The sequence below is a fragment of the Paenibacillus sp. FSL H8-0175 genome, assembly GCF_045040615.1.
In the GTDB taxonomy this organism is placed as follows: Bacteria; Bacillota; Bacilli; order Paenibacillales; family Paenibacillaceae; genus Paenibacillus_AQ; species Paenibacillus_AQ odorifer.
The window spans coordinates 7098549-7110818 of sequence record NZ_CP150299.1 but is presented as its reverse complement, the minus strand read 5'-3'; the positions used below and the strand labels follow the sequence as shown (position 1 = coordinate 7110818).

Below are 12270 nucleotides of genomic sequence, written 5' to 3'. Positions count from 1 at the left end.
AAGGAGTATTAGGCCGCAGCGGCACAGAAAGGGATGCTTGGTTGAATGTATGTAGTATGTAAAGAACATGTAGAGTTAGCCATCGACAAATTTGTGGACGAGTATGAGGATGCACCTGATATTGTGGACTTGAAGGAGACCGAGTTCTCGGACTGGGACCCGCCGGCCAAATGTGCGGAATGTGAGAAGAATGCGGAATATTTAGTGGTCTAAAGGACTGTTAAAATTTATTAAAAACACCTTGCAGTCCCGGAAATGGGCCGCAGGGTGTTTTTTTGCATGAAATAATATATGTGTTAGCCGATTAGGTCTTATGCATCTGCTGCATCTACTATGTCGGTCAGCGAGCTGCTTCGGTTGCCTCGGCGGTAGAGAATAGCTGAGATGATGGCGATCAATGCTGCAATAGAGAGTCCCCAGTAGATATTGGAGTAGGCTGCAGAAAGCGGCAGTCCGCGCTGCCATTCCAGAGCGCTTGCGGCCATAGCTACGCTGAAGGCGCCGCTAAAGAATTGCAGCAGCTGGAACAGGCCCATCCCAGAGCTGATTTGCGAAGAAGGCAGAATCCGAGAGATTTCATTGGATACACTACTGGACAGTGTCGTGAAGGCCAGACTCATAATCATATAGATGAACATGACGGCAATCCATGACCGCCCAGCAAAGAAAGCGAATAGGATGGTAGCGGTCAATACGAGCAATGGTGCAAAACGTAAAATCCCCGCATTGCCATAACGGTCAATGATTCGTCCCACGGAGCGGGAGACAAAGATGGCGAGCAGCGAACCCGGAAAGATCACAAGCCCGGCATGGCTTGCGCTGAAGCCGAAACGGTGAGTCAAAATCTGCGGCAGCAGGAATAACGTGGCAAAGCTGCACAGGTAGGAGGCAACTCCGATCAGAGCCAACACGAGATATGAGCGGTTACGGAAAAGCTCCGGCATCACGAATGGATCAGGTGTGCTGCGGATACGGCCAACAAATAAAGCAATTGCGACAATTCCGGCGATCAAGGCAATCCACAGCCCGCTGGTCAGGAACAGCAGCAGCCCGGTCGTGCCGACGCCCAAGAACAGCCCGCCAAGCACATCAAAGGAGCCACGGGTGGGTACTTCTTTGGGCAGCAGAATAAGGAACAGCGGCACTAGAAGCAGAATAGCTGCCGTTACAGAGAATAACCAAATCCAACCGAGATATTCGACGATGGCTCCGCCCGCGACCGGCCCAAGCCCTAGACCCAGCGAGACGGCTGACATAATTGTCGCCATTGCTTTGCCGCGGCGGGCTTGCGGGATATAGCGGGTAAACAGGACAAGAGATAAGGACATTACCGCGCCCGCGCCCGAGGCCTGGAGAATGCGAACGATAAGCAGGAAGATAAAGTTGGTGCTGAAAAAGCCGGCAACAGCCGCGAGGCCCAGCGTCAACAAGCCTATAACCAACAGACGGCGAATCGGCAGAAAATCAGAAAGACGGCTGTACGTGATTGAGGCAATCGAGAACATAATGGAATACCCGGTGACAATCCAAGAAGCGGACGCAGCCGTAATCCCAAAGGCTTCGGTCACATCAGGCAGCGCCAGATTGAACATAGCCGTATTCATGATGACGAGAACCACAGCGACACTGAACAGCAGGGTCAGCAGGCCTTCTCGTGGAAGAGGCGCTTCCGGAACGGAGGCTTCATGATCCGCATTCGCGGAGAGGTTATTTACAGAAGTCATGTGCGAAGCACTCCTTTTATTATTGTTTAATAGTTCGATTACTTACGAACAATTGAAATATAGCATGCGTTGATATAAAATGCAATTAGGAACACCAATATTTTTTTCGCATTCATCGTACGACAAAAGGGGATAATCATCCGTGAAAATACTATTTCATCCGGACCGCAAGGACATTCAGCTTGCCTCCGTATTGTATGCACTCAGCGATCCGATTCGCTTACATATCGTATCGGATATTCACTTAAATGGAGAACAGGCTTGCAACTGCTTCAACGTCCCTATCGCAAAATCCACCATGTCTCACCATGCCCGTACTTTGCGCGAGTCAGGGGTTGTTTTTACACGAGTTCAAGGAACACAGCGCATGTTGTCCCTGCGGACTGAGGATCTTAATGCACGTTTCCCAGGCTTGCTGGACTCTATATTGAGTGCTTATGAAGCTGGGGAGAAACCGGATTTTGTGATGGAGGAGCAGGGGGAGAGTAAGTAGAAGTAGATTGAACCTGCTGAGGACGGGGAATACATGAAATTCTAGATTCAGGCAATCTAGGAATACGTGGGATCAGATCCAGGGATTGCATGAAAAATAGGACATTTAGGGACTGCGCAAGAGTAGGCCGTTTTAATTGTCGTTTCTTTTCCACCAAATATGTGATAGAACAGAAGGTACTTACTAAAACTACAAGGGACGCCCAGTGCGCGTCCTTTTGCTATTTCTATAGAGGATTATGACAGGAGGCACTTATGCTTATTCAAATTATTGGCGTAGGAAAGTTGAAGGAAAAGTACTTGATCGATGGCATCGCGGAGTATGCAAAACGGCTGACACCATACCTGAAGTTTCAGGTCATTGAGGTGGCAGATGAAAAAGCACCCGATTCTCTAAGCGAAGCAGAGGTCGTGCAGGTGAAGGGACGCGAGGGCGAACGCATCCTCGCGCAGATTAAGAGCGAGGCGCATGTCATTGCGCTCGCGATCGACGGCAAGCTGTGGAGCTCGGAAGAGCTTGCCGCAGAAATTGACCGGCTCGGCACCTACGGGACGAGCCATGTCGTGTTCGTCATCGGAGGGAGCCACGGGCTCTCCGACGAGGTCATGCGCCGCGCGCAGCAGCGCATGAGCTTCGGGCGCATGACGCTGCCTCATCAGCTCATGCGCCTGGTGCTGGTGGAGCAGGTGTATCGCGCGGTGAAGATCAATCGGGGGGAACCTTATCACAAATAGTGGTAAAGCGGAGAACAGAACTCAATATTAGTTTAAATGACTTGAACTGCACAGCATATCGGTTGAAAGCCAATACAATTCAAATAACAAAAATGTAAAAAGGGCCTCCACTTCGATTTTAGTGGAGGCTCTTTTAAGGCTGCTAATCAATGCGCCAGATGCTCGCTCATACTTATGTAAAATTAAATGTTTGCTACTTGGAAATGATAGGCACCCATAATTCCTGCTCAATTTTGGCTCCAGGAGCCAAATAATTCTCTATACATGAGGAGTGAAGAGTTTATGGTTACCTCAGCTGAGAGCGATATTCAGGAGATGCGCGTGGCAAAAAATGTACTTAAAGAATTATAATGAGATACGTCCCTCAGAGCAAATGAGGCCATTTAAAACAAGCGCACAAGCCATTGGCTTGTGCGTTTTGCTGTAGCTTAAGTATATTTCTTATTTTATGATTAATGGAAATAGTCTGAAGTTTGAGGCGTAACAAAAAATATCTTTAATAAAGAAATGTCGCTTTAACTAACGTACAATTTATGGGTCATAGGAGGAAAAAATGTCTGAATTATTAGCTCCAGCAGGAAATATGGAAGCTTTAAAAGCTGCAATATCTAATGGTTGTGATGCAATATACTTAGGAATGCAAAAATTTGGTGCACGTGCATACTCGTCTAATTTTGATTTAGAAACGTTAAAAGAGGCTGTTACGTATGCGCACCTGAGGAACGTTAAAATCTATGTTGCAATGAATACCATCGTTTTTGAAAATGAAGTTGAAGAGATGAAAGAGCAGATACACGAATTAAATGAAATCGGTGTGGATGGCATTATCGTCCAGGATCTGACTGCGTTCGATTATATCGTTAAAAACTTTCTTGATATGGAAGCACATTGTTCAACTCAAATGGGAATAGACGATTTAGACGGAACTTTATTATTAAAAGAACTTGGTGCCAAAAGAGTTGTTCTGTCCCGTGAGGTTGAGATTGAAAAAGTAAAAGAGATCAAAAGAAAAGCTGAGATACCTTTAGAAATTTTCGTTCACGGTGCTTTATGTGTATCTTACTCGGGAAACTGTCTAATGTCAGGATTAATGGGTAATCGAAGCGCAAATCGCGGAAGATGTGTGGGTTCATGCCGTAAGGAGTATGAACTCATGGATAAGACAACAGGTACATCTTTAGGGAAAAACCATATTCTATCTACCAAGGACTTAAACACAATCGACTATATCGAGGATTTAAAAGAAATCGATTCTTTAAAAATAGAAGGCCGAATGAAAGTGCCTACGTATGTTGCTAATGTTGTATCCAAATATCGCATGGCCTTAGATCATAAAATAACCGAAGAAGATAAAGAAAATCTGAAAAAAACATTCAATCGAACATTTACTAAAGGATATTTGTTTCACGAAGATAGGAGAAATATTACAAACATTTTAAGACCTAATCACTTTGGTTATGAAATTGGAACAATCAGCAAGATTGTTAAAGATAGGTATGAAATAACACTTACACGTCCTTTAAATCAGAACGATACCATTCGAATCAGTCACAACAATGAAGATGTTAATTTAACGGTTGCAAAACTGTACGATAAAGAGGGCGAATTAATCAACAAAGCAGAGGATGTCTGCTATATCAAAATCAAAGAAAAGATGTCTACGGGAGATTTAGTATATAAAACGAAGGATTATTTCTATAACAAAGAATTAGAATCATCACTGGAAAAAGAATTTAAGCGGTTTAACCTCGATATTAGAGTATATGCACGTCCAGATTCAAAGTTTGTCATAGATGCGGAGGGCTTAGGCTGTCATTATTCATATGAAAGCGAGGAAATACTAGGCGAAGCCATTAATAATCCAACAACAAAAGACCAGGTAATCAAGCAATTTTCAAGATTAAATGATACGATATTCGAACTTAATCATGTGGATTTTGAGGAATGCAATGCTTTTATTCCAGCTAAACTGTTAAATGCAGCAAGAAGAGATATTGTACTGGGCTTATATGACTTAAAGCTTAACAGCCAGAAGAAAAGAACCAAGGCTTTGGAAGCAAAAGAAAAAATAAGCTTTGCCCCTGAAAAACCATACTTTACGGCCTCTGTAACGACTAAGGAGCAGTATGATGCTTGCGTGAGCTGTGGAATTAAGGAAATCTATTATGAAAATGTTGTTAGAAGAAATCAGAATCGTTATAAGGAAAAAGAAGGGCAGCTACTAATCGGAGGATATGGCGGAATTTATCACTACAGAGAAACGAATCCGTTTGTTACGGACTATTCTCTAAATGTTGTTAATGCTACTAGTTGCTATGAATTATATAAATTAGGTGCAAAACGAGTCACTTTATCTTATGAATTGAATAAGAGCCAAATTGAAGATTTAAGGAATGCCTATTATGAAGAAAATGACGGCTATCCTGCACTGGAAATGATTGTATATGGCAAGGTTCCTTTGATGTTTACAAAATATTGCCCGATGAAAAAAATGAATCAATGCAGAATTTGCAAAACGAAGAGCTATGAGTTAAAAGATGAGCACGGAACGTTCCCTATCATTTCCCATAATGATTGTACAACGACTCTCCTTAATGGGAAGACGCTTAATCTTTTAGATGAGCTACAAAACATCAAAGGAATCGAGGCGCTCAGATTAAACTTCACAGTTGAATCAAAAGAGCAGGTTGTGAAAGTCATTAATATGGCGTCAGGCAAATTAAATGGCTCTATGAATAATGCTGTCTTTAATCAGGAAACAGACACAAGAGGACATTTTAATAAAGAGATTGTGTAGTCGTGGAATTCATTAAATGTTCTAAAATCTTGGGGAATACTATAAGTAAATCCGAGACAGGTGCAATTCAATCCAATCATAAGGATGAACTTCAGATGAAAATATTATTAGTTGAAGATGATAAGACGATCGCGTCGGGACTGGAATATTCGCTGCAGCAAGAGGGTTATTGGACTGTTCTCTGCCATAATGCCGCTTCAGCCCGAAAGGTGCTCGCCGAAGACATCGATCAGTTCACTATTACGAGCTAGAGAAGCTGTCCATCTATTTACGGGAGATTAGCAGCGGCCAGGCCTCCCTTGACCCTCGCGATAATCAAGAAGGTGAGCTTAGCATCTTAAAGAATGATATTTACAAGGTGACACGCATGCTCTCCGAGCATCGTTCTCTATTGCAGCAGGATAAGCTTCAACTGACCGATGCCATCTCCGATATTTCACATCAACTCAAAACACCGATCACCTCTATGACAGTCATGGCAGATCTGTTAAGCGCCCCTGATCTGCCTCCACTCAAAAGAACGGAGTTCACCCATCATATTCGCATTCAACTTGAACGGATCGATTGGCTTGTTTCATCTTTATTAAAGCTAGCGAAAATGGATGGGGGACTATCCCGTTCAAAAAAGATCGAATACACATGAAAACCCTAATCCTAAATGCACTGGAGCCGGTTATGATTCCGATGGATATTAAGGGACAGACCGTTTCCATCACAGGGGATGACAACGTCTCTTTTGACGGCGATTTCCATTGGACTGCTGAAGCGGTTATCAATATTTTGAAGAATGGAGTGGAGCATACACCTGAGGGCGGTGCGATTACCATCACATTTTCCGACAACGTGCTATTTACGGAAATCGTTATTGCTGACAACGGAGAGGGCATTCCGAAAGAGGATTTGCCTTATATATTCAAACGTTTTTATAAAGGAAAGAATGCTAATGAAGGAAGCATCGGTATAGGGCTTGCGATGGCTCACAGCATCATTGCAAGCCAGAACGGCGTGATTGATGTAACGAGCGACAGCGGGACTGGTACAGAGTTTCGGATCAAATTTTATAAGCATGTGATTTAACAGCACTCCATAAGTGACTAAACTGTCACCTCCAATGTCACTGTAAAGTCATTTTGGACAGATAAAATGATATTCATCAGATGAACGATGGAGGTACAACCATGCAAATGAAGCAGCAGCGCAAGATTACTTTTTTTATCACGATAGGCTACACCCTGATTATTCTTTATTTTATGTTTTTTGCTTTCGGCAGAGCGGATAAGGTAGATCTAACCAGTCAGTACACCTTTATTTTTTTGCCGGACGATTTTTTTAGGGTGCCGGGTCTTTCCGATCTTCTACATCCGACACTGATGGACTTGGTGGGTATTGGAAACATTGCAGCCTTCATAGCTTTTGGCATACTGTTTCCGTTGTTATACCGCACCAGCTTTGTTCGCTTCATGACAGGGTTTATCCTGTCCATTCTTGTGGTGGAGACCATCCAGGCACTAACATTCCTCGGCAGCTTTGACACGAACGACGTCATAAAGAACTCATTGGGCGCTGCTATTGGATTCGGGGCCTACAAGATTGGCTTCCGTACAAAAAACTACTGGAGAAATATCACTGCTACGGGAATTGCCAGTGCTGTCTTAATGCTCGGCGTGTGGGGGGTCTTAGGAGTAGTTGATCAAGTGTTCACCAAAGAGTTGGCCCCTTTTGTAGCGATAAACGAATGGGAAGATAGTACCGGAAATCGATTAACGGGAACCAAACAGGACAGTCTTAAGATTGGCGGTCAAGACGTGACACCCCAATATAATGTGTATGGCATCGAAGGTAAAAAGAAGGAAACATATACGTATTCGCTAGGCAATAAGGGAGATCTGTATCTTAGCTTGAATTATGGAATTCCTGATCATAAGGATTTTCAGGGCAGCATTAAGGTTACCGTTGACGGGCATGAGCTCCTGTCTGTATCTGCAGAAGATCAGCTCCATGAGCCGGATATGAGGATCCTTTATCTCACCGGGGCTAATGAGCTTAAGATAACCATTGAGGGGAATGAAACCCTTTGGGATGTTGGATATAGAGAGATGGTATACACCTGGAATTGAGCATCTAGGGAAGGAGGGATGGCAATGGAGATTTTAACAATTGAAAATTTGTCCGAAATATACGGCACAGGCGAATCGGCGGTGAAGGCGCTCGATGATGTTTCCTTTTCGGTCCAAAAAGGTGGATTCGTCGCAATTATCGGACCTTCCGGATCGGGGAAATCGACACTCCTTCATATGCTGGGCGGTGTGGATCGACCGACTGGCGGGAAAGTGTATGTTCAGGATACGGATATGTATACCTTGGACGAAACGCAGCTGGCCATCTTCAGATGCAGGCAAATCGGGATGATCTTGTGAATACGTTGAATTTGCAGCATCGATTAAACCATCTGCCGAATCAGCTATCCGGTGGACAGCAGCAGCGTGTCTCGATTGGCAGGGCGATCATCGGCAATCCTGCGATCATGCTGGCCGACGAACCCACCGGGAATCTGGACAGCAGGAATAGCAGCGAGATCGTCGTTTTATTGAAAATACTGAATAAGACCTATCATCAGACACTGATCGTAATCACGCATGACGAACGGATCGCCCTGCAAGCCGACAGAATCATTTCGATTGAAGATGGGAGGATTGCCAAAAACGAGGTGATAAGGCGATGAATATTGTCAATACATTAACCATCCGGCATCTGAAGCAGAACAAGAGACGAACACTTGTGACTATTTTTGGCGTAATTATTTCGGTATCCATGATGACCGCTGTCATTACGCTTGTTTTTTCCTTTGCGGATTTAATGATCAGACAAACTATCACAGATACAGGGGAGTGGCATATTCAGTATCAAGATATAACCAAGAAACAGCTTGCGGCGATACAGGGCGATGATGCAACCAAAACGGTTGCAATCACAAGAGACCTTGGGTATGCCCCATTAGAAGGGGGACAAAATTCCAATAAGCCGTACTTGTTCATTAAGGAATATGATGTGCAAGGGTTCACACAATTTCAGATTGAAATAAGCAAGGGACGTCTTCCGCACACGGACAAGGAGGTTGTGATCTCCGAGTCTGTTGCAACAAATGGCAAAGTGAAGTACGAAATCGGCGACCGTCTAACGCTTCGCGTCGGCGACCGATTCGAACAAGGGGGCGATCATCCCCTGGATCAGACGGAACCGCTGCGCAGGAAAGACGGCACATTGACCGAGACATTACAGCATAGCATAATTAGGGATTATACGGTGGTAGGCTTCATTAAACGTCCGGTGTCGGAAACGGCTTGGGCCCCGGCTTATACGATCATTAGCTATGTCGATGATCATATCATCGGGGGGGATGATCGGGTCGATGCGTCGGTGGTCTTGCAGCGGGTCAATCCGTTCTTGTTCGCACATGCGGAGAAGCTGGCTGAGAAAAACCAAATTGACACTGTCCAATATAATAACGATTTGCTTCGTTATTATGGCTTGTCCAGCAGCGGGGCCTCATCCAGCATGATGTTCTCATTATCGGCAGTCATTATAGGGACTATTATAATTGGCTCGGTTGGACTCATCTATAACGCTTTTGCGATATCCGTCTCGGAACGTTCCCGCCATTTAGGGATGCTCGCTAGCGTGGGGGCGACGAAAAGGCAGAAGCGAAATTCCGTATTTTTTGAAGGTATCGTCATTGGTTTGATCAGCATTCCCATTGGCATCTTATGCGGTCTTGCCGGAATCGGAATCGCCTTTTTGTTCATGAACACAATGATTGAAGGGGCCTTATGGACTAGTGAAAAGCTGAGGCTTATCGTCACGCCGTTATTGCTCTTGATTACTTGTCTTGTTTCGATGCTGACGATTTTCGTTTCGGCGTATCTCCCGGCGGTTAAAGCATCTAGGGTATCTCCCGTGGACGCGATTCGCCAAACCACTGACGTAAAGCTTACGGCCAAAGCAGTGAAGACGTCGAAGATCATTCGTAAGCTCTTCGGAATCGAAGCAGAAATCGGGCTGAAAAACTTAAAAAGGAACAAACGAAGACATCATGTTATTCTTTTTTCGCTTGTCATCAGCATCGTTTTGTTTTTGACGATATCGTTTTTCACGACTGGCCTGACACAATCTCTGGCATTGTCGCTGGAAGGCATCAATTACGATATTGAAGTGTCGTCCAGTAATGGCGAAAGACTAGATGACCGGTTGATGCAATCGCTTGTATCTCTGGATGGCGTCACGGAATACAACGTGAGTCATGAGTTAGTCGGGAACGCTTGGGTCGATGCAGCAAGCATCGCCGACGAGTTGCAAGAGAAGGTTAAGCAGGATAAGAGTATGCTGCAAGACGGGAAATACCCTTACGAAATTAAGCTCTATGCAATGAATGATTCGAGCCTGCAAGCTTATGCCAGAGCGGTTGGCGCAGATTACGAACAGCTTACGGATCTGGATCATCCCGCCGCAATCGTGATGGATACGATTCATTACAAAGATATAGATACGGGGAAATATATTCAGACGAAGTCCATATATGCGAATATCGGACAACATATCGAGCTAACGAGTTTTATTAAAGCGAGCGGGGAAGAAACGAAGGCAAATAAAGTGATATTTGCCGCATTGACGGATAAGGCACCGATGGGGATGAGCCCAGTAGGCGTAGGCGGGTTAAATATGATCGTGTCGGAACGCGTCATGAATCGGCTGGCAGACGGCGAGGAGCTGGCTAACGCTTCGATGTACCTCCATTTGAAAAGCACGGAACCGGTGAAAACGCAGCAGGAAATTGAAGCGATGAATGAGACCAATCTGAATGTCTACAATGTATATCAATTCAGAATAAGAGAAGAACAACAGATTCTGCTGATGAACGTCTTTTCTTACGGTTTTATCGTATTAATCTCTGCGATTTCTGTTGCGAACATCTTTAATACGATCTCAACAGGGCTGGCTCTTCGCAAACGGGAATTCGCGATGCTGAAATCCGTAGGCGCGACGCCAAAGGGGTTTGCAAAAATGCTGAACTATGAGAGTGTTTTTTATGGGGTCAAGTCGCTCTTGTATGGGCTTCCTGTCAGTTTCGCCGTGATGTTTCTGATCTATAAAGCATTTGCGAACAAATTCAGCTATGGGTTCACCCTGCCCTGGATGAGCATTCTGTCTGTCATTGTGTGTGTATTTGTCATTGTCAGCTCTGCGGTTGTTTATTCCGGAGCTAAAGTAAAAAAGGAGAATATTATTGATGCATTAAAGCAAGAGAATATATGATTCACGTACTTCACCCAGAGGAGGAGACGTTACCCGACGTCACACACAATCATGCGAGTCGACCGATTGCTCTCCATGCTGCTGATCATCTCCGGTAAAGGTACGGTAACGGGCAAGGAGCTTGCCGAGCATTTCGAGGTATCCTTGCGAATGAAGAATTTACACGGCTTGTTTGGCAGGAACGAAGCTTTTAATGACATCATGTTAAAGAAGATTAGCCGGGGTGAAGATGGCAGTAGGACGCTCCAGCTATATTATGATAGAAATGTGTATAAAGTGAAATTTATCTACATTGATCCATTTACACAAGAAGAAAAGCTAATCAATGAGGAAACCTATCGTTTCGGCGTACAATTCATGATTCCAAGTAAATCTGTCTGGGGATTAGGAGTGACTGGAATTGGATGGAAGGCGTTAGACGGGGCACCGGAAATTGATGAGTATGCTATGAACTTAGTGCCGGCACAAAATGTGACTTATGAGCTTATCTTGCCTGACGAAGGAAGCGGAGAAGGTGGAGAAGGTGGAGAAGGTGAAAATCCGGGATTTCCAGGTTTTCCGGGATTTCCGGGAAGTCAATTCCCAGGCCTTACGGGTTTTATAAAGTTCTAATGTAGCTGTTATCATTTAGTTGGTTCTTATGAAAAGGTTCATCGTGGCTGACTGCTGCGATGAACCTTTTTTGCTGACTGTTCTATCACTCAGACCACTTAATTTGCCGTCTTATTGATAAAATCAATCTCATTTCTGATCCCTTTATGGGCGTCATTCCACAGGCCCTTTGTCAGGCGAATGCGCAGCAGGCATGTGTTAGGATCTTCGTCGTTATTGGCTTCGTTATACCACCCGGCGAATATTGTGCGCAGCTTTGTCATCATCTCCGCGTTTTTCTCGTCACATACCCAGCCCAGGTTTTCACCGATACCATCGGCCGTAAAGTTTTCGACGATGATACAAACAGCGACTTCGGGGTTTTGGGCGATCTGCTGCATCTTGCCTGAGGTCGCGTAAGTAACGGTGTAGAACGCACCGTCCTCATAATAGGCGTCTACAATGCGGGCGGAGGGACGGCTTTTGCCATTAGCCCCCGGTTCCAGTGCGATGGTGGATAGTGAGATCAGGCCGTCCTTGTTACCCGCTTGTTCTTCCAGCAGCTTCATGGCTTCGTCGTACTTGCTCATTATATTACCTCCTAAAGTGTCATAAGGCATA

9 protein-coding genes and 3 pseudogenes are annotated in these 12270 nt (G+C 44.7%); 10 read left to right on the top strand and 2 right to left on the bottom strand.

From position 1 onward, the window contains the following. Nucleotides 1–45: 45 nt before the first annotated feature. On the top strand, nucleotides 46–213 hold the full coding sequence (locus tag MHH46_RS31550; protein ID WP_063829780.1) for a CxxH/CxxC protein: 168 nt from the start codon (nucleotides 46–48) through the stop codon (nucleotides 211–213). 98 nt (nucleotides 214–311) lie between these two features. Here MHH46_RS31550 and MHH46_RS31545 read toward each other — a convergent pair whose 3' ends face one another. Next, nucleotides 312–1724, bottom strand: coding sequence for an MFS transporter (locus MHH46_RS31545; protein ID WP_076191488.1), 1413 nt, complete (start codon nucleotides 1722–1724; stop codon nucleotides 312–314). Nucleotides 1725–1866: 142 nt separating this feature from the next. Here MHH46_RS31545 and MHH46_RS31540 point away from each other — a divergent pair, with 142 nt between their 5' ends. The 9 genes and pseudogenes from MHH46_RS31540 to MHH46_RS31500 all read left to right on the top strand — a co-directional run bounded on the left by MHH46_RS31540 (nucleotide 1867) and on the right by MHH46_RS31500 (nucleotide 11670). Continuing rightward, nucleotides 1867–2217 (top strand): helix-turn-helix transcriptional regulator, encoded by a 351-nt coding sequence (locus MHH46_RS31540; RefSeq protein WP_076181727.1) that lies wholly within the window; start codon nucleotides 1867–1869, stop codon nucleotides 2215–2217. A 254-nt stretch (nucleotides 2218–2471) separates the two neighbouring features. Then, the gene (gene rlmH, locus MHH46_RS31535; protein ID WP_036677839.1) at nucleotides 2472–2951 is read left to right on the top strand and encodes a 23S rRNA (pseudouridine(1915)-N(3))-methyltransferase RlmH; all 480 of its coding nucleotides are present in this window, start codon (nucleotides 2472–2474) and stop codon (nucleotides 2949–2951) included. 553 nt (nucleotides 2952–3504) lie between these two features. Further along, nucleotides 3505–5748 carry a U32 family peptidase gene (locus tag MHH46_RS31530; RefSeq protein WP_076191491.1) on the top strand — a complete coding sequence of 748 codons (2244 nt, stop codon included), beginning with the start codon at nucleotides 3505–3507 and terminating at the stop codon, nucleotides 5746–5748. A 95-nt stretch (nucleotides 5749–5843) separates the two neighbouring features. After that, nucleotides 5844–5990: pseudogene (locus MHH46_RS31525) on the top strand (DNA-binding response regulator); the annotation flags it as partial. Further along, a pseudogene (locus MHH46_RS31520) lies at nucleotides 5987–6825 on the top strand (sensor histidine kinase); the annotation flags it as partial. The pseudogenes MHH46_RS31525 and MHH46_RS31520, both read left to right, overlap by 4 nt. Nucleotides 6826–6926: 101 nt before the next feature. Next, nucleotides 6927–7865 (top strand): VanZ family protein, encoded by a 939-nt coding sequence (locus tag MHH46_RS31515; RefSeq protein ID WP_076191493.1) that lies wholly within the window; start codon nucleotides 6927–6929, stop codon nucleotides 7863–7865. Nucleotides 7866–7883: 18 nt separating this feature from the next. Further along, nucleotides 7884–8470 (top strand): annotated as a pseudogene (locus MHH46_RS31510) (ABC transporter ATP-binding protein). After that, nucleotides 8467–11058: an FtsX-like permease family protein gene (locus tag MHH46_RS31505; RefSeq protein WP_076191496.1), complete on the top strand. Its 2592-nt coding sequence runs from the start codon at nucleotides 8467–8469 to the stop codon at nucleotides 11056–11058. Before MHH46_RS31510 ends, MHH46_RS31505 begins: the two are co-directional and overlap by 4 nt. 51 nt (nucleotides 11059–11109) lie before the next feature. Further along, nucleotides 11110–11670: a hypothetical protein gene (locus tag MHH46_RS31500; protein WP_076191499.1), complete on the top strand. Its 561-nt coding sequence runs from the start codon at nucleotides 11110–11112 to the stop codon at nucleotides 11668–11670. A gap of 98 nt (nucleotides 11671–11768) precedes the next feature. Here MHH46_RS31500 and MHH46_RS31495 read toward each other — a convergent pair whose 3' ends face one another. Further along, nucleotides 11769–12239, bottom strand: a complete 471-nt coding sequence (locus MHH46_RS31495) for a pyridoxamine 5'-phosphate oxidase family protein (protein ID WP_076191502.1) — start codon at nucleotides 12237–12239, stop codon at nucleotides 11769–11771. Nucleotides 12240–12270: the final 31 nt, after the last annotated feature.